This is a genomic window from Lysobacter sp. Soil_N_51, assembly GCF_057655755.1.
Genome location: NZ_JBDGLR010000006.1, coordinates 335,666 through 359,538, shown reverse-complemented (window position 1 = coordinate 359,538; position 23,873 = coordinate 335,666). Strand labels below are relative to the sequence as shown.

Sequence of the window (23,873 nt, the reverse complement as noted above, 5' to 3'; positions counted from 1 at the left end):
CGTTTTTTGCGCTCGCGCCACGCCCCGCGGAACGCCGCGCGGATCGGGCCGGCCGGCCCTCATGCATGGACTCGCGCATCCAGCCCGTATGCATCCGACACGCTGTCCCAGTGGCGCAACAACGCCGCCGGCCCGCCCGCCAATCCAGTCATGGCCAGGCGCCCCGGCGCATTCACCGGACCGACGTCCGCACGAGAACGCGGCCGGACGCGCAAACACCGCACAGGGAGCTTCCGGCCTGTCACCGTGCTCTGCTAAGTTGGAGCCATGTCCGTCGGCGTCCTCCTCATCACTCATTCCGGAATCGGCAGCGCACTGCTGTCGGTGGCCAACCGTCTGTTGAATCCGTTGCCGCTGCGCACCGAAGCGCTGGAGGTGCCGTTCGATGCCGATCTGGACAGCCTGCTGCCGGCGGCGAGCGCGGCCCTGCGCCGGGTCGACGATGGCGACGGCGTGCTGGTGCTCACCGATCTGTACGGCGCCTCGCCGAGCAACCTGGCCGCGCGGCTCGCGCGCCTGGGCACGCCGGTGCGCCGCGTGTCGGCGTTGAATCTGCCGATGCTGCTGCGGGTCATGAACTACGCCGAGCTGGAACTGGACCAATTGCCCGCGGTCGCCGCGGCCGGCGCCCGCAACGGTGTGATACTCGACGATGCCTGAGCGCAAGCCCCCCGATCACCACACCGTTGGAAGCCCCCTGTTTGGAAGACCTGAAACCGCATGACGCGACCGCGACAACGCACACCCGCACCGCCACGCACGCTGCGTTTGACCATTGCCTGAGGACCCCGACATGATCGAACGCGAACTCACCGTTTCCAACCGACTGGGCCTGCACGCCCGCGCCACCGCCAAGCTGGTGCAGGTGCTGTCGGGTTTCCGCAGCAACGCCACGCTCACCGCCAAGGGCCGCGAGGTCAACGCCAAGAGCATCATGGGCGTGATGCTGCTCGCCGCCGGCCAGGGCACCCACGTCAAACTCCGCGTCGAAGGCGAAGACGAAGCCAACGCCGCCGAGGCGGTGACGGCGCTGTTCGATCGTCGCTTCGACGAAGACAGCTGAGCCGGGGGCGCGCATGCGGCAGCTATTCCAAGGTCACGGCGCATCCAGAGGCAGCGCGCTCGGTCGCGCCCGGGTCCGCCTGCCGCATGCACTGGAAGTCGCCGAGGAACGCATCGGCGCCGGCCAGGTCGAAACCGAACTCGCGCGCCTGCACACCGCCATCGACATCGTGCGCAGCGAGATGCACGCGCTGCGCGACCGCCTGCACGGCGCGCTCGCCCACGAGGTCGGCGAATTCCTCGACCTGCACACGCTGCTGCTCGACGATCCCGAACTGCTGCAGGGCCTGGACGAACTGATCCGCACCGGCCACTACGCCGCCGACTACGCCCTGCGCCTGCAACGCGACCGCATCGCCTCGGTGTTCGAGGCGATGGACGATGCGTATTTCCGCAGCCGCGTGGACGATATCGATCAGGTGATCGGACGCATCCATGCCGCGCTGCATCGCCGCGATCACGACACCTCCGGCGTGGCCGGCGAGATTTTGGTCACCGATAACGTCGCCCCGGCCGAACTGGCGCAGCTGCAGGCGCAAGGGGTCATGGCGATCGTCACCGCCGCCGGCAGCACCCTGTCGCACAGCGCGATCCTGGCGCGCAGCCTGCACCTGCCGCTGATCGTCGGCACCGCGCATGCGCTGCTGAAGATCAACGACGGCGATGCGCTGGTGGTCGACGGCAGCACCGGCACGGTGATCCTCGAACCCAATGCCGAGGACCTGCGCGCGCACCGCGCGCGCACCCGCGAGCTGGCGCGCGAACGCAAGCAGTTGCACCGCCTGCGCCGCGAGCCCACCCGCACCCTCGACGGCGTCGACATCAAGCTGTACGCCAACGCCGAGTCGCGCGAGGACGTGGCCGAGGCGCATGCGCTCGGCGCGGCCGGGGTGGGCCTGTACCGCACCGAATTCCTGTTCCTGCAGCGCAACGAACTGCCCGACGAGGACGAACAGTTCCGCGTCTACCGCGACGTCGTGCTCGGCATGACCGGCCGCACCGTCACCATCCGCACCCTCGACCTGGGCGCCGACAAGGCCGACAAGACCGGCCTGGCGCTGCGCGACGAACCCAACCCGGCGCTCGGCGTGCGCGGCGTACGCCTGTCGCTGGCGCGCGATGGCCTGCTCGAGACTCAATTGCGCGCGATCCTGCGCGCCTCGGGCTACGGCCCGGTGCGGATCCTGGTGCCGATGATCAGCTCGACCGAGGAAGTCAGCACGGTCCGCAAGCTGCTCAAGAAGGTCGCCGGCGATTTGCGCAAGCAGGGCCACGAGATCGCCGATCACACGCCGCTGGGCGCGATGATCGAAGTGCCGGCCGCGGCGATCGCCCTGCCCGGTTTCATCGGTCTGATCGATTTCCTCTCGATCGGCACCAACGATCTGGTCCAGTACCTGCTCGCGGTCGATCGCAACAACGAAGCGCTCAGCGATCTTTACACCCCGCTGCACCCGGCGGTGCTGCGGGTGATCCGCGACGTGATCCGGCTGGCCAAGGCGCGCGGCAAACCGGTCGCGGTGTGCGGCGAAATGGCCGGCGATTCCAACTTCGCGCCGTTGTTGCTGGCGTTGGGGCTGGAGGAATTCAGCCTGCATCCGGCGACCTTGCTGGAGCTGCGCCGGGCGATCCGCGGCCTCGACCTGGAATCGCTGCGCAAGCGCGCACCCGCGCTGTTGCGGGCCAAGGATCGCGCCGGCATCGAAGCCTGGCTCAACAAGTCCTGACCCGAGCCCGCCGCGCGATGCGCGCGGCCCTCGCACCGCGCGCGACAACCGACGCAAACGAAAACGGGCCCGAAGGCCCGTTTGCGTTGCATCCCACTGCATCGGCGCTTACTGCCAGGTCACATTGAGGTTACTGAAGTAGACCGAGTAATCGTTGAGGGCCATCGTCGCCGGAATGATGAAGTAGCCGGTGTCGCCGCTGGGGAAGGAGTAGTTCTTGCCAGTGAACAGAGCACTGCCGTTGACCACGTCGCTGGCGACCTGGGCGATGACGAAACCGCTCGGGCTGATCGTATGCACGGTGTAGCTGATCATGCCGCTGTCGGTGACCGCGATGCGGAAGCGATAGGTCTGGTTGTTGAGCATGTTGCCCTGTCCATTGCAGGGCGACAGGTTGTTGCCGGTGGGCCAGAACGCTTCCACCCGTACGTTGAGACCGCACGACGAGGCGCCGATGATGATGCCCAGCGCGTGGTGGTTATTGGCCGGGTTGGAGACGTTATCGATATTGCTCAGGTCGATGTTCCAGTGCCCGTGCAGACCGATCGCGATGTGCTCCTGCTGACCGGTGCTGAACAGATCCGGGCTGAACAGATCGAAGCTCATGACCTGGGTGGTCGTGCCGGCCGGCTTGCTGGTCGAGTTGACGAACTTGTAACCGTTGTAGCCGTCGCGGAACGATGCACCGCCCGGGCATTGCGCGCCCGCCGCGCAACGGCGGGTCATGACGTGGCCACCGGTGAAGGTCGGAAATCCGCCGATGAACTGCGCGTTGATCGTCCAGCGGGGCACGTAACCTTCGACATGATCGAAGCTCCAGCCCTGGGCGATCAGCGTGTTCTTCTCGCTCTCGGAGATGGTGAACTTGTGCTGCAGATCGTTGTTGGCACCGTTGAACTTGACCAGGCGATACAGCGGATACATCCCGGCGAGCAACTGCGGCGCCAGATTGTCGACCAGCGACTTGGGATAGATGTAACCGGCGATGCCCTGGTAGGTGTAGCCGGCGTTGGTGACGTTGACCAGGTCCTGCGGGTATTGGTCGGGCGTGATGTAGACGTGCTCGGTGCTCGGCGCGCCCTTCCAGTAGCGGTGCAGCGGGATCGTATGCGCCTGCGGGGTTTGTTCGATGTAGAACGGCGTGCCCTGGCTGGTATAGCCGTTGGACAGCGAGGCATAGGACTCGGGGTAGTTGGTCGTATAGAAATAATCGGTAATCGTGGGGTTGTAGGTCTGGTACACGCCGGCGTAGGCGGGACGCGGGACATAGGCCGTCGCCGAGGCGAGCAGCGGAGCCCCGACCAGCAAAGCGGCGGCGATCAACAAAAGCTTGTTCATGACATCGTCCTTAGGCAGTGATTCGAATCGGCGACCGGCCGGTTCGAGATGGATGAGCAGGTGTCTTCAATGACGGTGGGCAACTGGGCGGGTCCCTCCCGGGCAAGGCCTCATCGGCGGCGCGCATCTGGGCTGCCTCACATGACTCGGAAAAGGGGAGCGGACCGGCTCATCGTTCTGGCGAGATTTTTCGTTTGAGACGTCAGCCGAACGCATGCGATCACTCAACGCGTGCCGGCGTGGCCATGCGACCGCCGCGGATGTCGGCGTTCAGCGCCGCCGTACATACCGGCCCCGATCGCGCATGCGGCCCGAAACGCTCGCCGCAACCGCCCACGCCCGCGCGTCGTCACCCCGCATATCGCGTCCGGCTTCTAGACTGGGCTTTGACAGCGCCACAAGAGATAATGGCGGGGTGATCGTTTGACCCCCGCCGGCTTCGTGGCCGCGTCCGTCACCCGCCAGGAAGTACCGCATTGGCCGAAGCCGTCCGCCACGACAAGACCGCACGTCAGCTGCGCCTGCTTTCCGACGCGCTCGACAGCGGTCGGCTGGGTCCGGTGCGGCGGCTGGTCAACACCCTGTCGCCGGCCGAGATCGGCAACCTGCTCGAATCATTGCCGCCGGGCAAGCGCGTCATCGTCTGGGGCCTGGTCGATCCGGAGGACGACGGCGAGGTCCTGGTCCACGTCGGCGAGGAAGTGCGCGAGAGCCTGCTCGCGGACATGGACACCGACGAAATCGTCGCCGCGGTCGAAGACCTCGATATCGACGACTTGGCCGACCTGGTCGAAGACCTGCCCGACACGGTCATCGACGAAGTGCTCAAGTCGATGGACCGCGAGAACCGCGAGCGGCTCGAACAGGTTCTGTCGTACCCGGAAGACACCGCCGGCCGCCTGATGAACCCGGACGTGGTGACGGTGCGTGCCGACACCACCATCGACGTGGTGCTGCGTTATCTGCGCCTGCGCGGCGAACTGCCCGAGCATACCGATCACCTGTACGTGGTCAGCCGCCGCCATCAATACCTGGGCCGCATCGCCCTGGCCGCGCTGCTCACCCACGAACCCGGCAGCGCGATCAACAAACTGATCGACGACGAACAACCCGCGATCGACGTCGGCGAAACCGCCAGCGAAGTCGCGCGCCAATTCTCCGATCACGACTGGATCAGCGCCCCGGTCGTCGACGACAACAACATCCTGCTCGGCCGCATCACCATCGATGACGTGGTCGACATCATCCGCGAAGAGGCCGAACACCAGGCCTTGAGCGCGGCCGGCCTGGACGAGGACGAAGACCTGTTCAGTCCGGTGCGGCGCGCGTTCCGGCGCCGCCTGATCTGGCTGTCGATCAATCTGTGCACCGCGTTCCTGGCCTCCAGCGTGGTCGGCCAGTTCGAAGACTCCATCGCCAAGCTGGTCGCGCTGGCCGCGTTGATGCCGATCGTCGCCGGCATGGGCGGCAACGCCGGCACCCAGGTGCTCGCGCTGATGATCCGCGGCCTCGCCCTGGGCCAGATCGGCGCCTCCAACCTCGGCGTGCTGCTGCGCAAGGAACTCGCGGTCGCGCTGATCAACGGCCTGGTGCTGGGCATCATCCTGGGCGTGGTCGTGCTGATCTGGTTCCGCCAACCCGGCCTGTCGCTGGTGATCGGCGCCGCGCTGACCATCAACATGCTCACCGCCGCGGCTGGCGGCGTGCTGGTGCCGATCACCCTCAAGCGACTGGGCTTCGATCCCGCGCTGGCCGGCGGCGTCATGCTGACCACGCTGACCGACGTGATGGGCTTCCTGAGCTTCCTGGGGTTGGCGACGCTCATCTTGTTGCATTGAGGCCATCGGCCTCGAGTCGGTGCATCAGCCTGCAGACGAACGTGCGGGCATAGCCAAAAGACCGCACGAACCGCGCCGTACACTGCAACCCGAACCCATCATCCCGCGCTGATCATCTTCAAGCTCGTCATTCCCGCGAAGGCGGGCTCCGCTTTACTTCGGCGAAGCCGAATATCCAGGGCTTCATCCAGGCATGACTCTGAAGTCTCTGGATCCCCGCCTTCGCGGGGATGACGGAAAAAAAGTTCGAATCATCGCGTCGCGCAATCGTCGCAACCACTCGCACCCGGACCAACGGCATCGCCGCCTGTAAACCCGCGCACTAAGCTTGCGCGCATGTTTCAATCCGACACTCTCGAACACGCGGTAGACCTGCAGGCGCGCAGCTACGCCCTGCTGCGCTGGATGGCCGACGGCATCCAGCGCGGCTTCATCGCATTCGACGCGGCCCACGCCTACGCCGACGATCCCCGCGCCGCCGCCGCATGGATCGAACGCCACTACGCCGAATTCCCGCCCGACGCGCGCCCGCGACGCGAGCATCTGAGCGAATTCTGCAACCTGTTCGCCAGCTACCTGAGCGACGGCCATCGCTTGGTCGCCGAGCCGGGCCTGCGTCGGTATTCGCCGGACGCGCATTGTTTCTGCCAGATGTGCAGCTGGTTCATCCACGGACCGAGCCTGCGCTCGCGCCCGCTCAGCAGCGGCGATCAGCGCCGCGCCGATCGGCGCATGCGCGACTGCCTCGATGCCCTGGCGCTCGAACACGAACGCCTGCTCGAAGAATCCGAAGTGAGCGCGCTGATGCGCGACGCCGACCTGCGCGAAGCGCTGGCCCTGTACGCCTACACCGAAACCCTGCTGCGCCGTCTGCAAGGCTGGAGCGTCGAAAACGGCGTGCCGCTGGCGCTGTGGCGCCGCTTCGCCTGGAACGCGAACAGCGCGCCGAAACGCAAGTTCCAACTCAGCGCCGAAGCGATCCTGACGGCGCAGCGCCTGTTGCATGAACGTCTGACCGCGCCGGTCTGAATCGGCCACGCCGTTGCGGATCGTGTCGCATGGCCGCGAATCGCTTGCGACAGTCAACCGGCACACGCTTGAATCGTTGACGCCCCCAACCGATGATGCGGATATCCCGCCCCGGAGGATGCCGATGCGCCGTTGTCGCCCGCTGCGATTCGCCGCCGCGCTGTTGTGGTCCGCTTCGATCGCGCTGATCGCCGCGTGCAGCCATGCGCCGTCGCCGCGAACCCCGCCATCGGAGTCCACCGTCATGACCGATTCACGCGAACACGGCCGCTTCCTCAGCCGCGAACTGGTGCTCAACCACGGCGTCGTGCATCGCTATCAAGTGTTCGTGCCCTCGCTCAAGGCCGGCGGCGAACGGCCCGCGCTGATCGTTTTCCTGCACGGCTCTGGCGAACGCGGCGACGACAACCGCAAGCAGGTCGAGGTCGGGCTCGGCCCGATCGTGCGCGAGCGAATGGACGACTTCCCGGCGATCGTGGTGTTCCCGCAGATGCATACCGATCAGATCGATGCCGACCGTTTCGCCGGCACCGCGCTGAAGATCCTCGACCGCGCCGAAGCCGAGTTCAACGCCGATCCCAAACGCATCGTGCTGACCGGCCTGTCGATGGGCGGCTATGCGAGCTACGAACTGGCCTTGATGCAACCCGACCGCTTCGCCGCGGTGGTGCCGATCTGTGGCGGCTACGATCCGCCGAAAGCCTACGACGCCGAACGCATCGCCGCGCTGGGCGGCGCCCTGGACCTGGACGCCGCCGCGCGCAAGCTGCGCGGCATCCCGTTCTGGATTTTCCATGGCGCGCAGGACGACGTGGTACCGCCGAGTTACTCGCGCGACATGAACGCCGCGCTCAAGCGCGCCGGCGCCGACGTGCGCTACACCGAATTCCCCGACGCCGACCACAATTCCTGGGACCCGGCGTATGCGACGGCGGAGTTGTGGCCGTGGGTGTTCGCGCAGCGCCGGCCGTGAGCACTCTTTCATCAAGCAAATACAGCGCTGCTTCAACGGACAACCGTTGATTGGACTGATCAAACTCACGCACATGACGTGGCGCTGAGCGCCCCGAAGATCACTGAAAGCCTGTCTATTAATTCGCCATGATTCTATCTAGCATTTCTGTTATCGCTCAGAACTATTCGCCGGCGATTGCCGCGCGCTTGCAGAAAGGAATCGATGGGGACAGGCGGCAGCGATGGCGGAGTAACACCTATTTGCCAGTCGCCAGACGCAGCACAACAGCAGATTTACGCCGACCAGCTTGCTGCGAACTTCATGCGCGGTGTAAAGCAGCTGGATTGGCAGAATAAGGAGTACATGGCGTTTGTCTACCGCGACGCTAACGGCACTTTACGAACCAGTGAGGTCTATGCTGGCGGGGCCGGCGTCAACGTTGAGATTGCCAAACTTGGCTTCGCTCCTGCGCAGATCGTGGCGATCATGCACAATCATCCGGTCAATATCTACGGCAATACTCAGTACGAGGCGGACACCAATCGGAATCCGTCCGACACCGATTGGGGGACGGCTGACAACCTTGTCGCGCTCGGCGCAAACCCCTCCCACCTCGATCTGTACGTGATCGACACGACGGGAAAGTTGCGCAGTTACGAGTATGTGGATAAACCCAAATACCTGCATCCGAAGCCCACTACAACCCTCGGAGAGCGGGTAGACCCGGACCTGCAACCTGAATATTGCCCATAGTAGATCTACCAATACAAGTTGATTAGTGTGAGGCGCGGTAGCGAGTTGCTCCCGCCCTTTCTTCAATAAGATTTCTTCTACAGAACCCAGAGAGCGAACACGCATGAAAATTGCCAGGACGGTAATTCTCGCAAGCAGCTTGTTCTATGCATCGAGCGCTTGTTCTCAAAGCTACGGCTCCACGTTCCGACCCGCCTACTTCGCCAATCAGTCAGCGTCGTTCTACTGTGACAAGCAATCGAACATGCCTGGTGACGCCGCCGTCGGCTTCGGTCAACGACACGATCGAGCTGGCTACTACAGCGCAATCGATTCACTTAGCTTCAGCGGCAAGCCCGTCTCTTCGTCCATCCTCGACAAGGCGAATAAAGCGGTGGCTCGTCGAACAATTGAGGGCATTACTGCCAGCTGTTTCAAGGGGGCAGTTCGACTGGCCGTGCGTATCTGGGACCGCAAGGCTGGCGGAGGTGAGGGGGCGCTGGCTTGGGTGACGATAGAGAGGTCAGCGACGGGATCGGTCGAAGTGCGCTGAGTAGATCGGACATGCCAGAGCGCTCCCTGTTGCCTCTGCTGGTCTACGCAACGCTGTCTAGTGACGTCAGATCGAATGTTGACCGGATTGAGGTGACACTAGAGCGTCTGCGCATCGCCACTCCTTACCTTCTGCATGGACAGGCCCTATCTGATGCCGCGGGTGCCGCTGAGAACCCGCTGGCTAAAGTGGCGCTTGAACGATATGGGACTGCGCATCACCGAGCCGGCACAGCATCCCTGGAGCAATCTGCTGCCTCAAGAGTTTGCCAGGACGTGCTCAGCTCGCTTGCCAGGGGGCATGTTGACGGCCTTCTTGAAGCGTTGCGTACGGCGGCGCGCCTTAGCGGATGCCCGTCGGCCGGGTTGCGTGCAGGGTCCAGCAGACTGGAGACCGACCTGGATGGGCATTCCATAGTTCACCCTATTAAGAACGGGGGATTGAGGGAGATTTGCTCTTGCCTTGCCGCGCGCGCAATCACTCCACACACCCACTCACTCAAGCCTTCTTCAAAAACTCAGTCCGCAACACCAATCCCTTGACCTTGTCGACGTTGCACTCGATCTCGTCTTCCTCGTCGGTCAAGCGGATGTTCTTGCACAGGGTGCCGCGCTTGAGCGTCACCGAGGTGCCTTTCACTTTCAGGTCCTTGATCAGCAGCACCGAATCGCCATCGGCGAGCACGGTGCCGTTGCTGTCTTTCACGATCATGTCGATATCCAAGTAAGCCGTCGCATCGCGCCGATGCGACGAAGTCAGCCCTTCAGCAGGGTTTCCAGCACCGCCATGCGCACCGCAACGCCGTTGGCGACCTGGGTCAGGATCAGCGACTGCGGACCATCGGCCACTTCATCGGTGATCTCGACCCCGCGGTTCATCGGGCCGGGATGCATCACCACCGCATCGGTGGCGGCACGGCGCAGGCGCGTCGTGGTCAGGCCGTAATCGCGGTGGTAATCGTCCAGCGACGCGACCAAGCCTTCTTCCATCCGTTCACGCTGCAGGCGCAACATCATCACCGCGTCCACGCCGTCGAGCGCGGCATCGAAATCCTGGGTGACCACGCAGCCGTCCAGGGTGCCGTCGTCGGGCAACAGCGAGGCCGGGCCACACACACGGATCTCGCCAGCGCCCAGCGCGCGCAGCGCCTGCAGGTCCGAACGCGCCACGCGCGAATGCTTGACGTCGCCGATCAGCGCCACGCGCAGCGCGGAAAAATCCGCGCCCTTGGCCTGGCGCAGGGTCAGCATGTCGAGCAGGCCCTGGGTCGGGTGCGCGCTGCGTCCGTCGCCGGCATTGACCAGGCAGGTGCCTTCGCGCGCCTGCTCGGCGAGCGCGGCGACCGCGCCGTCCTCGCGATGGCGGATGACGAAACCACGCACGCCCATCGCTTCGATGTTCTTGAGCGTGTCCAGCGCGGTCTCGCCCTTGCTGGTCGAGGAGGTCGACGCGTCGAAATTCAGCACATGCGCGCCGAGTTGCTGCGCGGCCAATTGAAAGCTCAGGCGGGTGCGCGTGGACGGTTCGAAAAACAGCGTACACACCGCGATGCCGGCCAGCGCGCGGCTGTCGTAATGGCCTTCGGCGAAGGCCTGCGCGCGGATCAACAAGGCGTCGAGCGATGCGCGCGTGCTGTCGCGCAGGCTCAGCAGATGGCGCGAACCGGCGGGGGAAACGGAGGAGTTCATGGGAGCGGACTGATGAGTGCGGGCGGATGAATCAGGGCGGAAGCAGGTCGATGTCGGTGGCGTCGCCGGGCGAAGCCGCCCAGCGCTCGACGATCACCGCCGCGGCCACCGCATCCAGGGCTTCGGCGTCGCGACGGCGCTTGCGGCCTTCGGCGCGATCGGCGGCGAAACGATGCGCGGCCTCGACCGAGCTGGAACGCTCGTCGACCATCACCACCGGAAGTTTGTAACGCTGGCGCAGTTGCCGCGCGAAGCTCAGCGCGCGCAACCGAGCGGGCTGATCGCCGCCTTCCAGCGTCATCGGATCGCCGACGATCAGTCCGTCGGGGCGCCATTCCTTGAGCACGCGATCGATCGCGCCCCAATCCGGGCCGCCGCCGTGTACATCGATCACTGCCAGCGCGCGCGCGCCATAGCCGAACGCACTGCCCACCGCGACCCCGATCCGGCGCGAACCGACATCGAATCCGAGCACGGTGCCGTCGCTGCGGATGGTCGAATGGCTCGCGTCCGAGCTCATGCGTGCCCGGCGTAATCGGCCAGATGGGCGAGGTCGACGCCGATGCGACCGGCCGCGGCCTGCCAGCGCGCGTCCAGCGGCAGTTCGAACAGCAGTTCGGCGTCGGCCGGCGCGGTCAGCCAATCGTTCTCGGTGATTTCGTGTTCGAGCTGACCCGAGCCCCAGCCGGCGCAACCCAGCGCGACCACGGCATTGTCCGGGCCTTCGCCGGCGGCCATGGCTTCGAGGATGTCGCGCGAAGTGGTCAGGTACAGGCCGCTGCCGATGACCAGGGTCGAATCCCAGCGGGTGCCGCCGTCGTGCAGGACGAAGCCGCGCTCGGGATGAACCGGGCCGCCGGCCAGCACGACCTGCGCGCGCAGCGATTCGTCGCCGCCGTCCACGCCCATCTGTCCGAACACTTCGCCGAGCGTGTATTCGGACGGACGATTGACCACGATGCCCATGGCACCGTCGTCGTCGTGTTGGCAGATCAAGGCGACGCTGCGCGAAAAATTGGTATCGGCCAGCGCGGACAGCGCGATCAGGACCTGATTGGCAAGGGGTGTCGGCATCACGGGCATGGCCCCATTCTAACGTGCCGGGCGCGGCTGCGGGCCGTGAAAACGGGTGCTCGCGCGCAGCTTCGGCCGCGGGCCGATATCCGCAGGGACGGGCTTTGGCTTGATCCGGCCTGATCCAGCCAAGTCCGGCCGAATCCGAACAGGCCCACACGGACCGGGCCCGAGCGGCGCGTGAGCCGGCGTGAGCGACCGGCGCCCAGCCGCGCGGCGGTCCGCGGCCCACCGATCCGCGCCGCCACTGGATTCGCCCGCGCGCCGCGCCGACAATCCAGTGCCGCGCCGGTTCGAGCGCGCTCCTTCGAGGCTTTCAATGTCGGGCTACTGCAACATCGCCCCAAACCATCCCGTGCATGGCGAGTATCACGACCGCGAGTACGGTTTCCCGCAACGCGACGAATCGGATCTGTTCGAGCGCCTGATCCTGGAAATCAACCAGGCCGGGCTGAGCTGGGAAACCATCCTGCGCAAGCGCGAGGGCTTCCGCCGCGCTTACGACGGTTTCGCGGTCGACAAGGTCGCCGCGTACGGACAGGCCGAGCGCCTGCGCCTGCTCGAGGACGCCGGCATCATCCGCAACCGGCTCAAGGTCGATGCGGCGATCCACAACGCCCAGGTGATCCAGGGCTTGCGCGCCAGCCACGGCGGCTTCGCGCAATGGCTCGACGCGCATCAACTGCTCGACGGCCGGCCGCGCGAGAAGGCCGACTGGATCAAGTTGTTCAAGAAGACCTTCCGTTTCACCGGCGGCGAGATCACCAACGAATTCCTGATGAGCCTGAGCTACCTGCCCGGCGCGCATCGCGAAAGCTGCCCGGCTTATCAGCGCATCGATAAGCTCAAGCCGTATTGGCGCCGTGCGCGCGAACAGGCGGCGGCGTTGAAGCCCGCTTCGAAGTCCGCGGGAAAAGCCGGCGACGCGAACAGCGCGCCCGCCAAGGCCGCCAACAAAACTGTCGCCAAGAAGAGCGCCAGCAAGCCGGCACCAGCCAAGAAAGCAGCGGCCAAACCAGCGGCAAGCAAGAAACCCGCCGCAAAGAAAACCGCGGGCGCCAAGCCCGCGACGAAGAAAACCCGCTGACAGTCACGCCCCTCCCATCGTCATGGACGACATCGCGATGCGCGCCGCCCCGGCGCGCCCCGCGCGATGCTCGGCTCACCCAGCGCATCGCAAAGGATTCCGCATGACCCCGTCTCCCGCCCTGTCCTCCGCCACGCGATCGTTCATCGTCCTGATCGCGCTGTTGCAGGGCTTGCTGCTGTATCTGCTGCGGATCGGCCCGTTCGCCAACAGCGGCCTGGAAGTGTGCGGCTACGTGATCGTGCTGTCGGTGCCGACGATGATGATACTGTCGGTGCAGCGCTTGAACGATGCGCGGTTCTGGCAGCACGCGGTCGGCATCGGCGCGATCTATTTGCTGCTGGCGTGGTGGGCCGGCTGGAGCGCGACCGGCGCGCCCGATATCAGCGCCAGCGCAGTGCTGTGGCCGTTCGGCGCGAGTTTGGCGATCGCCTTGTTCGTCGCCCTGCCCTATCTGCAATGCCGGTTGGACAACGGCCGCTGGCGCGCGTCGTACACCCAGTTGTTCGAGCACGGTTGGCAGAACGCGCTGACCCTGCTGCTGACCGCGGTGTTCGTCGGCATCTGCTGGGCGGTGCTCGGCCTGTGCGCGGTGCTGTTCAAGCTGATCGGCATCCAGTTCTTCGCCGATCTGTTCACCATGCGCAGCTTCATCCATCTCGCCAGCGGCATCATGATCGGCCTGGGCGTGCTGGTCGGCCGCACCCAGCAGCGGCCGGTGCAGGTCGCGCGGCAGATTCTGTTCGCGATCTTCAAGGGCTTGTTGCCGCTGGTCGCGGTGATCGCGATCCTGTTCGTGATCAGCCTGCCGTTCACCGGCCTGGACGCGTTGTGGCGGACCCGCTCGGCGACCTTGATCCTGATGTGTCTGATCGCGGTGATGGTGCTGTTCGTCAACGCGGTGTACCAAGACGGCAGCGGCGAACCGCCATACCCGCGCTGGCTGCGGCGGGTGGTCGAAGCGGCGCTGCTGATCCTGCCGGTGTACGCGTTGCTCGGGCTGTACGCACTGGCCTTGCGTATCGGCCAGTACGGATGGACCGCCGAACGCCTGTGGGCGGTGCTCGCTTCGGTCGTGCTGAGCGCGTACGCGTTCGGTTATGCCTGGGCCGCGCTGCGGCCGCGACTGGGCTGGCTGCACGGGCTGATGCGGGTCAACGTGATCGTCTCGCTGGTGGCGATGGCGCTCGCGGTGGCGGCGAACTCGCTGCTGCTCGATCCGCACCGCCTCACCGTCAACGATCAACTCGCGCGTCTGCGCGAAGGCCGCACTCCGGCGGAAAAATTCGACCTCAGCCACCTGCGTTTCCAGAACGGCCGCCGCGGCTACGAGGCGCTGCAAGGCCTGCGCAGCGATCCGCGATTCGCCGGCGATAAGCAAAGCACCAAGCTCGAACGCGTGCTCAAGATGAAAACCCCATGGGAATACACCATGGACGATCGCGTCCAGGCCCAGGCCGACACCGTCGCGGCCGCGCTGCGGCATATCCAGATCGCGCCGGGCGCCGATCAACCCGACAAAGTGTGGCTACAGGCCCTGATCGCGCAACGGCTGCCCACGCCGGACTGCCTGAATGCCGATTCGCAATGCGTGCTGATGACGCCGGACCTCGATCGCAACGGCCGCAACGATTACCTGTTGTGCAACACCGTGCAATACGGCGCGACCTGTTTCGTCTACAGCCTGGAAGACGGCCTGTGGGACAAGATCGGCCGCAGCTATCTCGGCGATCGCGCCGAAACCGTGGCCCCGGCGATGCGCGCGGGCCAAGTCAAGGCGGTGCCGCGCCGCTGGTCGGACTTCCAATTCGGCGACGACAGCAAGCTGGTGCAGTTCGAAATGGATTCGGAAGAGGAACGCGCGAAGACGCGGCTGGCAATGAAGTCGGACAACACTTCCGCGCCGGTCGCGGCGGACAAGAAGCCGACGACGGACTCGCACTGAACTGAGCCCCGGCACCGGCCTTACAGCAGGATCCGCACCTCGCGGGCCTGCTCATCGGCCGGCGCTTCGCCGGTCTGCCAGAAGGTCTCGACCCACGGCCGCACCAGATCGAGTTGGGTCGATGCGCCGCGCGCGCCGGGAAAGCGCTGCATATTGGCCGACTGCATCGCCAGCATGCGCGCGTCCTGATCGTTGACGCGCTTGAGGAACGGCCATACCAGACGACGCACCAGCCACGCCGGCGCCCAGCGGTTTTGCACGTGCAAGGTCGCGAACACCGAGGTGATATCGCGGGTCTGCGGGGTGAAATGCAGGCTGATGCGGACGATTCCGCCGTTGACGTAGCGGTACTCGATCTGCGCGCTGCCCGGTGCGTCGAAGATGGCCTGCTCGCTTTCGCGCGGCGATTCGAACAGGCGATACAACAGACCCGATTGCTGCGGCTGATCGCGATAGATCACCCTGAAGCCGGCATCGTCGGATTCGAACCGCGCGGTCATCGGCTGCCGCTGGCCGCCGCTGCGCACCAGGCCGGGATGAATCCAGTGCGTGTGCAGCGGATCGAGGAAGTTCTCGACCGCATCGACGATATGGGCCTGCCATTGGGTCTGCCACAGGAACCGCCGCGAACCCTCGGAGTTCTCGTTCAACATGCGCGGCAACGCGCCTTCGTCGCGCCCGTCCAGACGCAGCCAGATCAGGCCGTCATGCTCGCGCGCCGCGATGCTGCGCACCCGCACCTGCGGTAGGGGACAGTCCGCCGGCATGCCCGGGATTTCGCACAAGCGGCCCTCGGCGTCGAAGCGCCAGCCATGGTACGGACAGGCGATTCCCGACTCAGTGACAGCCCCGGCCGACAATGGCGCGTGCCGATGCGGACAGCGATCCTCCAGTGCGAACAATCGCCCATCGCGCGCACGGCCGAGCACGACCGCGCGATCGAGCACGGTCACCGCCACCGGCCTGTGGCCGAGGCGGTCCGCGCACAGCGCGGGAAACCAGCGTGCGTAATGCGAAGCATGCCAGGGGGTCATGCTCCGATTATCCCGCGATTTGCCGTTGCCGCGCAGATTGTCCGTCCAGTCTGCACAGGCGCGGGGCGACCCACCGCCCTCACAACTCGAACCTGCGCATGATCGGCACCCCGGCTCGCCGCGTCAGCGCCGAGATGATCGTCAGAACGCGCCGCGTGGAGCGAGGCAAATGCCGCATATACACCGCGCTGTACTCGATGCTCGGCGTCCCGCCACGCAGGCGCTTGAAACCCGCCGCGCCCGCGCTGAAGTTGATGCCGAAGCCGCTGGCGATCGCGTGCTCGAACGTGCATGCGGTGAGCAAGCGATACAACCCCATGCGTTGCGGCAGATCAGTGTCGTAGCCGACGATCGGCGTGGTCAGCGTGTGACCCTGACGAAACTGTCCTGCGATGCAGAGCAGGCTGCCGGCTTCGTCGCGATACCCGTCGAATTCCAGCAGCCCCGCGCGATGCCACTGGCGCATGAACTGCGCGTTGTAATGCGGGTTGCAGCGCGAATACTTGTCCATGTACAGCCGTTCGTACAGCTCGGCAATACGCCGGTAGTCGGCATCGACGATATCGCCATTGCGCGCGCGGCCGGGTTGTTTCGCGGCCAGTTTCAGATCGACCTTCAGGTTGTGCCGCTCGCGCGCCAGACGCGCGACGTCGTGAAACAGGTACACCTGCCGGCTCGGGATCAGCGCGAAGCCCAGCCGTTCGCACTCGGCCAGCCAGTCGCGATGCTCGGCATCGTTGAGCGAACGCAGCCAGATCGCGTGCCCGGGCCAGCGAGCCAGCGCCTGTTGCAACATGTCCGCCAACGATACGGCTTGCAATGGCGGATACAGATTGGTCGACAGCAGCCAGTTGTTGATCGCAACCGCGCGATCGATCCGCGCCGACTCCAGCCAGGCCTTGCTGCCGCGGCCCAGCAGGTTCAACGCCGGCGACAGCCAATGCGGCGCGTAGCGGATCGCCTCTTCGAGTGCGTAGTCGCCATAGGTCGTATGCGGCGAACAGACCCAGGCATTGCCGGCCTGCGCATCGTTCACCGTGACCGGAAACATCACGTCACCCGTCGTCAGCGTTTCGACTTCGGTGTGCAGGTTGGCTGCGAACGCAGCCGATGGCGTCTTCGCGTGAATTCGCGCGAACGCCTGCGCGCGCGCGTTGAACGATTCGATCCCGCTGGACGCCGAGGGCTTCATAGCTCCGGCAAAGGCTCGCCGTCCCACTCGATATCGCGCGTCGCCGCCTCGCGCAGATTGCAACCCTGGCGCAAGGCGATCGCCGCGTACGAGCCCATGTCGACCAGACCGCCGAGTGGCGGGCATCGATCGCCCGGCAACGCCAGCACATCATCGGCGCGCCGATAATCACGCCACCATGTCCGCACGTTGCCCTGCGCGATCGCCTGCAGCAAGCCCGCGCTGACCATCACCCCGGCCAGCATCTTCGGCTTATGCAGACTGGGCTCGATGCACTGCATGGTGTCGCCCATCAGCGCCGCGGGCAGCGCGTCGTCGTCGGCGAACAGATGCACGCCGCTGGTCGCGCGCGGATTGCATTCCAGCACGGTGGCCAGGCCGTCGTCGCCGACGATCCAGTCGAAGGAGATCTGTCCGGTGAAACCGATCTTGGCCACGAAGCGTTCGACGAAGCCGCGAATCGCCGCATTCGGGCTTGGCTCGAAATAGAAACTGGAACTGCGCCGCAATCGGTAGCTTGGGCGGTACACCGAATGCGCGAGCAAGCGGCCGCGATCGGCGACGCTGTACGAGCAAAGCTCGGTGCCGTGGTAATAGCGCTGCGCCACCCAGTCCTGCGCCAATCCCAACGGCGCCGCATCGGCCGGCATGCCCCGCGGGTACAGCCGCACGTGCACGCCGAAACGCGAGTACTCGGGCTTGAGCACCAGCGGCCCACCGGCGGCCCATGCGCGCGCTTCGTCGATGCGGGTGACGATCGCGCTGTCGGGCACGTTGGCGCCGCAGTCGCGCGCCAGTTCGAGGAAGTAGCGCTTGCTGTGCAGGGCGCGCAAGGTTTCGAAGTCGTCGACCAGCACCCGCACGCGATCGGGCAAGGCCGAGCGATAGCGCGAAAGGAAGAACACTTCCTCGCAGGTCGGCACGATCAGATCGATGCATTCGGCGGCGACGATGCGCGCCAACGCCGCGACGAACTCGCCGGCTTGCGAACGCGGCGGCGGCAACCGATGCGCGCGCGTCACCGAGCGCGACCACGCGCTCAGGCGGCAGGACACGCTGTCGGCGACGTGAGCGCTCCATCCCGCGCGATCGAAGCGACGCGCCAGCTCCAGCGCCGCGGGGGCTCGGGGGCCCAATATGAGTACCTTGGCCATGCGTCGTTCGATCCGGCGATGCGCCGATCTCGTTGCCCTCTCGCGTTGCGGTGCCGTCGTGGGAATCGGGTTATTAGGCATCAGCGCCGGGGCAAAGGGAACGTGGCGGGCGTGGCGGCGACTTCCCGATCGGGTCGATCGGTCGCGGTCGCTGGTGCATCGTGGCGTGCGGCCATCGGCATGGATCGACGATTGCGTCCGACGCGGGGCGTTCGGCTTGAACCGCGCGAGGCAACCGGCTCGCATGCTGACGCGGGAACGGCTCCGGTAAGCGACGCGAGCCTGCGTTCGATGCCACGGGTTCGGACGACAGTCGCTGGGCCACGAACCGGCTTCGCCTCAGCGCCAGCCACAGTCGGCATCACCCGACGACCCGATCAAGCCCCGGCTAGGGCAGCCCCCAGGTTTCTGCGCCCCCCGGGACTTGCTACGGTGCGCTGACTGAAACCGTTTTCATCAGGGCTGATTCTCACGGGACCCCATCCCAAGGAGCACTCTCATGGCAGACGCAAGTTCCGGAGTTTCGGGCTCCTCGCAAAACTCCTCCGCCTCCGCTCAGCAGAGCCAGGCCGCCAACGAAGCCGCCGAAGCGCAACGCGCCGCCGAAGCCGCCGCGGCGGCCGCAGCGGTCAACGCCACACCAACGCCCGCACTGACCACGGTCGAAGCCGCGCCGGTCGACCTGAGCGTGCCGATGAGCGCGCTGTCGCAACTCAACGCGATGCAGGTCAACACGCCCGCGCTCGACTTCTCCTCACTGACGACGCTGGGCGGCGTCCCCACCAGCGCCACCTACGCCGATGTCGCCCTCTCCGCGCTCGCCACCCCGGCGACACCGACCGTGGAAGAGTTCAATGCCTTCTCGCCGGCCTTCAGCATCGACGGCTTCAACGCCGCCGACATCGCCAACACCGACATCAGCAACGTCGGCGTCAACCTCGGACTGAACTACACCGGCTCGCTCGACGCGACCATGAACGCCCGCTTCGGCCTGGACCCGGCCAACGTCACCGTGAGCGGCAGCATCGGTTACAGCAACGACCTGAGCAGCTTCAACCTCAGCGCCACCGCCGGCCCGTTCGGCCCCGAAGCAACCCCGAACTACGGCGCGACCGTCAAAGGCAGCCTCGACCTGGGCAACCTCAACGCCTTCGACTTCAGCGGCACCGCGAACTTCAACGCCCAGGGCTTCCAGAACAGCAACGTCAGCCTGGGCCTGACCCGCGACTTCTCCGAAAACCTCAGCGGCTACGCGCGAGGCACCGTGGGCTTCGGCCGCGATGGCGTCAGCAATGTCACCGGCGAGACCGGCCTCAACTACAACCAGGGCGGCACGTCATTGGGGCTGACGGGGCGCGTAAGTGTGGATACGAATACCGGGGATTACACCGGATACGTTGGAGCGCGGGCTGGGATCAAGTTTTGATTGATCGTCGCGGCGATTGATATCGCGCTGCTGGGAAACTTAATCTGATTCCGACCTTCTCGTTCTCACGACCTTTGCGGCTGGAATCAACAGTTCGCTCCAGCGAGCGAGTGGCGGCAAGAAAGAACTTTTCCGAAAGTTCACTCCATCCCCATTTCGAAACGGCACGATTAGTACCAACAAGCTAAAAAAGCCAACCCCAACTTTCAAGCGGCGAACCAATCATAGATGCCGAGCACACTCATCACGCCATCGAAAATAGATATCCGTGGGGAAATGCTTATCGGCCTTGAACGAGTGCTCCACCGGAACATATCCACGGCAACCGCGGTAATCCAGCTCCACCAACACCTTATCCGATGCACCACTCCGCGCCGAGAGCACTAGTGTTTTCGCATCTCTTCGCCGAACACCTCGCACCTCACGTCCTGGGCAAATATCACAATTCTCCTTCGAAACATACGTGCCGTCTTTATACAGCTCGAACGAACTTGTGACCCCACGGCCTCGCACCCAGACTTCATCGCGCTCCTCCTCAACAGAGCAAGACGCAACTAAAATAATCATCAGCGCAATCAAGAAATTAGTGCAACGAAAGTTCATTCAGCACCGCCTGATAGCTTCCGTAAGTTCCATTCGCCATGTACGGCATGTTTCTTGCGGCATCGTGGATCGCCCAGCAAACAGGGGCAGGAATGGACTTTTTTCTATAATCCACTCTGCCTGCCTATTCCGGCGAATGGACTTGTCCGAAGGCCCACTCAGCCCCTGAATTCCCGCGCATGGCTGAACAAACCGAGTACACGCTCACGTCCATCGTCAGCACTCACGCTCCACTCTCGTCGCGGCAAAAAGCAGCGGCGGCAGAAGGATGAATCAGTTCTCGCTAAAGCCCATCAATAGTTTCCAGGAGCTCACCCGAGTCGTCATAGCTATAGAACTTTTCATCTCCTATCGCGCTCAAGCATCCTTCGTCGACCAGAGAGACTCGCGTCGCCGCTACCGACCACCCTTTCGGCGTCTTAGCCACTATGTAATCGCATCCTTCAGAGGTTCCGGCACAAAACCTCGATGATTCAGCCATAGCCTTTTTAGCAATGACCAACGCATCACCCTTTAAGCCCGAAGGAGAGACTCGACCACCACATGGAATGTTTTTCGATGAGCAGCCTACGGCACCAAAAAATAACAACATAGAACTCACGCTTAGCCAAAAATTATTCATAGTCACGGAGCCCAGCAGGATATGCACCGCAAATCAGGAGGTAGAGTGGACTTTCGGGAAAGTTCGCCCGCCCTATTCTGTACTGACGAACCGGAAGCGGCGCCGTCAACCGCCATAGCGATACCGAGAATTTTCGAATTTCGAGGGAATTCCTACACGCACACGCTAGAGTAATACTTTCGCCATCTGTTCGATACGGATGAGGAACTCTGACGCTCAGCTCCCACCCGCTGCCGCGCTTGGCGAGCCACCCAGCAAGCGCAAATTCAAACCATCGCGCTCGGAAAGCATTTCTTCCAGAACCGCTTCCAGATCCGCTGCATCGATTTGACCTGGGTGTCCGGCGCCGATGGATTGCTGGGCCAAGCGGCGCGCGATTTCCTTGATGAAAGCCGCGCTCACTCCATCAGTGCGTTCAACCAGCTTCTCGAAGGCCGTTGACTCGATGACTAAACTGCCTCCGTACAGACGCAGCAACTGCCTCCGGCATGCGGCATCTGGAACCGGCACTTCAATAGCGTGATCTATGCGCCCTGGACGCTGAATCAACGCAGCTTCCAGGGCCTGTGGTCGGTTCGTGGTCATAATCACGAAAATATCGGCATCGGATCGCAAGCCGTCCATCTCGTTCAACAGGCGATTGAGCATTACCTCATCGCAGGCGGAATTCATTTCCTCACGCTGACGAGCGATCAGATCGGCATCTTCTATCACGATGACCGATGGCGCGAACAAGCGGGCCAGTCGGAAGTAAACATCAATCAGCCCCACTTGTTCAGCGGTCACCAGAAACGTGGTGTGGTCTTTCAGGCGCTCAGCAAGGTAGCGGATGGTATGGGTCTTGCCCGTGCCGGGTGGCCCGTACAACAGCACGCCTTTGCGTCCGGACTGACCGAGTGCCTTGAGCGCATCGCGTTCGGCGGCGAAGCGAATGATGTGCCGGTCCAACGCGAACCTGACGGCATCCGGCAAAACGAGCTCATGCTCCGCGACTGGCGAGCGGAAGTGGACTGTCAAGGAGTTCGCCGACAGGCCACTGAAGCTCTGGCTTGCCTCCAGCGACAGCACCTTGCCGCGGTAGCTTCGGCCGTGCGCCACGGCCGCCTCGATCGCATCGAGCATTGCCCCTGTTTTTACAGCGGCCTCGTCGCCGGGAGGCGCCATGATTTCCACGCTCAACTGCTGGCTATCGGAGTGATCTGAGCGCAGGTTGACCCAGATGGCCAGCGGTGTCTTTTCATCATTGATCAGCGAAAGGCAATTCGTCGCCAAGCGCACGGGCTGCTCCTCTCCGATGTCGATATCCTCGAACTGGAGTGCTCCGATCAATTTGGCCTGATCCCGTTCGGAGACCAACGCGGCCAAGTCCGATGCGTCGTAACGATTACGGCTGTGGACACCTACACGGCGCACACCCATCGTCAGCGAATCCAACGCCTTCTGCACATCTACGCGCAGGTAGGCAGGAAACTCGCGCTTGACGATAACCAGACTGTCGCAAGGCCAGCCGTCAAAGAGCTCATTGAGGATTTGATGCGCTTTTTGCGTCGGACGCGGCCTGGCGGGCGCGGCCTGCTCGGGCGATGCCTCCAGCACCGCGTGGAGTGTGCGGCAGCCATACATGGGGGCCAGGCGCGCCATCTCATCGAGAATCGACTGCGCGATCGCGGGTGTCCACGGCCCCAATTGCGCGCTGCCATTACGAGTGATATGCCGCGCCCACCCCTGTGCATTGTCCAGTCCGAAACCAATGCAGCGGCGAAGTAATTCGACCACGCCTTCGAACGTAGAGTTATCGTCATCATGCACGGTGATGTAGCAGTCACCGGTCCAGTCCGGGATGTCTTTCATTTCTTGTCGGCCAACTGTTGGAAGTGGTCAGATTGCATCAATTTTCGCACACCGCCGAATGAGGGGCCGGGTGGACTTTCGGAAAAAGTCTACTCTGACCCCTATTTTTTCGACCGTTACCGCCTACGAGAGCGGCAAACGCCGCGTGCCTATCTCGCATCTGCCGCGCCTGGCGGGATTGCTGGCCGTGACCGTCGAAGAACTGCTCGGCAACCCGGCTAAGCGCACCGGCAAGCGCGGGCCGGCGCCGAAGCTGCAACAGCAGCTCGAACAAATCCAAGCGTTGCCAGCGGCCAAGCAACGTGCCATCGCACAGGTGCTCGACTCGATGCTGGCCAGCCAGTCGTAACCAACCACTTCACCACAAACGACAAGGCCCGCGATGCGGGCTTTGTTGTTATGCGAGATCAGGACGCGAGCTTGGAACCGTTGCCCGCAACTCCATTCACGGAGTGCACTAAAAACTACGTAGCGTTTCCTGGTGAACACCACTAGGAGAATATCTCTCGAACCATGTGCCGCCAATGATGGAGACGCACTTCTTGGATTTTGGATCAAAGACCTTCGTCTGTAGGCGAACCATTAGTTCGTTCTTTCTTTGCACAGTCGCAATGCATTCGGAAAAATTCGGCCCGCATTCCGACTTATTCCGCTTCACTGCATCTTCGATGACTTGCCGTTCGACACCACTCAACTGATCAAGCTTCGGCATCTCGCCACAAGCAACGCGCTGAAGGTCAGCGTTTCCGCATGCGCTACAGGCGATCAGAACACCAACGGCAAACAAGCTACGCATCTTAATGATCCCAATACGGGAATAGGGGTCGGGAATAGGGGTCGGAGTAGACTTTTTCGAAAGCCTACTCCGACCCCTAATTTGCCCAAACGTAAGGGGATTCTTTACGCAATCCAACTCCCCTGCACGAGCTGCTTGAAAGTCCACTCCGACCCCTAATTTGGCGA

Annotated in this window: 20 protein-coding genes and 2 pseudogenes; 12 read left to right on the top strand and 10 right to left on the bottom strand. The window is 64.0% G+C overall.

From position 1 onward, the window contains the following. The first annotated feature begins 267 nt into the window (after positions 1-267). The 3 genes from AC3A4T_RS13410 (at position 268) to ptsP (ending at position 2,789) form a co-directional block, all read left to right on the top strand. The gene (locus AC3A4T_RS13410) at positions 268-660 is read left to right on the top strand and encodes a PTS sugar transporter subunit IIA (RefSeq protein ID WP_487675837.1); all 393 of its coding nucleotides are present in this window, start codon (positions 268-270) and stop codon (positions 658-660) included. 133 nt (positions 661-793) lie between these two features. Continuing rightward, positions 794-1,063, top strand: a complete 270-nt coding sequence (locus AC3A4T_RS13405; RefSeq protein WP_036102321.1) for an HPr family phosphocarrier protein — start codon at positions 794-796, stop codon at positions 1,061-1,063. 13 nt (positions 1,064-1,076) lie between these two features. After that, positions 1,077-2,789, top strand: coding sequence for a phosphoenolpyruvate--protein phosphotransferase (ptsP, locus tag AC3A4T_RS13400; RefSeq protein ID WP_487675836.1), 1,713 nt, complete (start codon positions 1,077-1,079; stop codon positions 2,787-2,789). A 108-nt stretch (positions 2,790-2,897) separates the two neighbouring features. On the opposite strand, the gene AC3A4T_RS13395 is transcribed toward ptsP, so the two are convergent. Continuing rightward, a complete protein-coding gene (locus AC3A4T_RS13395) occupies positions 2,898-4,127 on the bottom strand; it encodes a hypothetical protein (protein ID WP_487675835.1) in 1,230 nt (409 codons plus the stop codon). Between the two features lie 476 nt (positions 4,128-4,603). Here AC3A4T_RS13395 and mgtE point away from each other — a divergent pair, with 476 nt between their 5' ends. The 5 genes from mgtE (at position 4,604) to AC3A4T_RS13370 (ending at position 9,234) form a co-directional block, all read left to right on the top strand. Next, positions 4,604-5,965 (top strand): magnesium transporter, encoded by a 1,362-nt coding sequence (mgtE, locus tag AC3A4T_RS13390; protein ID WP_056117139.1) that lies wholly within the window; start codon positions 4,604-4,606, stop codon positions 5,963-5,965. A 336-nt stretch (positions 5,966-6,301) separates the two neighbouring features. Continuing rightward, positions 6,302-6,994: a hypothetical protein gene (locus tag AC3A4T_RS13385; RefSeq protein ID WP_487675834.1), complete on the top strand. Its 693-nt coding sequence runs from the start codon at positions 6,302-6,304 to the stop codon at positions 6,992-6,994. 244 nt (positions 6,995-7,238) lie between these two features. Then, a complete protein-coding gene (locus tag AC3A4T_RS13380) occupies positions 7,239-7,967 on the top strand; it encodes a carboxylesterase family protein (RefSeq protein WP_487675833.1) in 729 nt (242 codons plus the stop codon). Between the two features lie 204 nt (positions 7,968-8,171). Continuing rightward, positions 8,172-8,702: a hypothetical protein gene (locus AC3A4T_RS13375; RefSeq protein ID WP_487675832.1), complete on the top strand. Its 531-nt coding sequence runs from the start codon at positions 8,172-8,174 to the stop codon at positions 8,700-8,702. A gap of 103 nt (positions 8,703-8,805) precedes the next feature. After that, the gene (locus AC3A4T_RS13370) at positions 8,806-9,234 is read left to right on the top strand and encodes a hypothetical protein (protein WP_487675831.1); all 429 of its coding nucleotides are present in this window, start codon (positions 8,806-8,808) and stop codon (positions 9,232-9,234) included. Positions 9,235-9,732: 498 nt separating this feature from the next. Here the strand turns inward: AC3A4T_RS13370 and AC3A4T_RS13365 are convergent. From AC3A4T_RS13365 to AC3A4T_RS13350, 4 genes and pseudogenes are all read right to left on the bottom strand, one after another. Continuing rightward, positions 9,733-9,945, bottom strand: a pseudogene (locus AC3A4T_RS13365) (alkylphosphonate utilization protein); the annotation flags it as partial. A gap of 44 nt (positions 9,946-9,989) precedes the next feature. Next, positions 9,990-10,922 (bottom strand): aspartate carbamoyltransferase catalytic subunit, encoded by a 933-nt coding sequence (locus AC3A4T_RS13360; RefSeq protein ID WP_487675830.1) that lies wholly within the window; start codon positions 10,920-10,922, stop codon positions 9,990-9,992. A gap of 31 nt (positions 10,923-10,953) precedes the next feature. Further along, positions 10,954-11,442 (bottom strand): Holliday junction resolvase RuvX, encoded by a 489-nt coding sequence (ruvX, locus tag AC3A4T_RS13355; RefSeq protein WP_056117148.1) that lies wholly within the window; start codon positions 11,440-11,442, stop codon positions 10,954-10,956. Beyond that, positions 11,439-12,005, bottom strand: coding sequence for a YqgE/AlgH family protein (locus AC3A4T_RS13350; protein WP_036102347.1), 567 nt, complete (start codon positions 12,003-12,005; stop codon positions 11,439-11,441). The genes ruvX and AC3A4T_RS13350 overlap by 4 nt, the downstream gene beginning before the upstream one ends. A gap of 310 nt (positions 12,006-12,315) precedes the next feature. Here AC3A4T_RS13350 and AC3A4T_RS13345 point away from each other — a divergent pair. Both AC3A4T_RS13345 and AC3A4T_RS13340 read left to right on the top strand, forming a co-directional pair. Further along, positions 12,316-12,876 (top strand): annotated as a pseudogene (locus AC3A4T_RS13345) (DNA-3-methyladenine glycosylase I); the annotation flags it as partial. Between the two features lie 310 nt (positions 12,877-13,186). Further along, positions 13,187-15,028: a DUF4153 domain-containing protein gene (locus AC3A4T_RS13340; protein WP_487675829.1), complete on the top strand. Its 1,842-nt coding sequence runs from the start codon at positions 13,187-13,189 to the stop codon at positions 15,026-15,028. Between the two features lie 20 nt (positions 15,029-15,048). Here AC3A4T_RS13340 and AC3A4T_RS13335 read toward each other — a convergent pair whose 3' ends face one another. The 3 genes from AC3A4T_RS13335 to AC3A4T_RS13325 all read right to left on the bottom strand — a co-directional run bounded on the left by AC3A4T_RS13335 (position 15,049) and on the right by AC3A4T_RS13325 (position 18,408). Continuing rightward, complete coding sequence (locus tag AC3A4T_RS13335; RefSeq protein ID WP_487675828.1) at positions 15,049-16,062, bottom strand: Rieske 2Fe-2S domain-containing protein; 1,014 nt, start codon at positions 16,060-16,062, stop codon at positions 15,049-15,051. 79 nt (positions 16,063-16,141) lie between these two features. Beyond that, positions 16,142-17,254, bottom strand: a complete 1,113-nt coding sequence (locus AC3A4T_RS13330) for a GNAT family protein (protein ID WP_487675827.1) — start codon at positions 17,252-17,254, stop codon at positions 16,142-16,144. After that, positions 17,251-18,408: an ATP-grasp domain-containing protein gene (locus AC3A4T_RS13325; protein WP_487675826.1), complete on the bottom strand. Its 1,158-nt coding sequence runs from the start codon at positions 18,406-18,408 to the stop codon at positions 17,251-17,253. Before AC3A4T_RS13325 ends, AC3A4T_RS13330 begins: the two co-directional genes overlap by 4 nt. 499 nt (positions 18,409-18,907) lie before the next feature. Between AC3A4T_RS13325 and AC3A4T_RS13320 the strand changes: the two genes are divergently transcribed. Next, positions 18,908-19,834 carry a hypothetical protein gene (locus AC3A4T_RS13320; RefSeq protein ID WP_487675825.1) on the top strand — a complete coding sequence of 309 codons (927 nt, stop codon included), beginning with the start codon at positions 18,908-18,910 and terminating at the stop codon, positions 19,832-19,834. A gap of 1,441 nt (positions 19,835-21,275) precedes the next feature. Here AC3A4T_RS13320 and AC3A4T_RS13315 read toward each other — a convergent pair. Continuing rightward, complete coding sequence (locus AC3A4T_RS13315) at positions 21,276-22,910, bottom strand: AAA family ATPase (protein ID WP_487675824.1); 1,635 nt, start codon at positions 22,908-22,910, stop codon at positions 21,276-21,278. A 70-nt stretch (positions 22,911-22,980) separates the two neighbouring features. On the opposite strand from AC3A4T_RS13315, the gene AC3A4T_RS13310 reads away from it, so the two are divergent. Then, entirely contained in the window at positions 22,981-23,259 is a 279-nt protein-coding gene (locus AC3A4T_RS13310; protein WP_487675823.1) for a hypothetical protein, read from the top strand. A gap of 108 nt (positions 23,260-23,367) precedes the next feature. On the opposite strand, the gene AC3A4T_RS13305 is transcribed toward AC3A4T_RS13310, so the two are convergent. Further along, on the bottom strand, positions 23,368-23,706 hold the full coding sequence (locus tag AC3A4T_RS13305; protein ID WP_487675822.1) for a hypothetical protein: 339 nt from the start codon (positions 23,704-23,706) through the stop codon (positions 23,368-23,370). Positions 23,707-23,873: the final 167 nt, after the last annotated feature.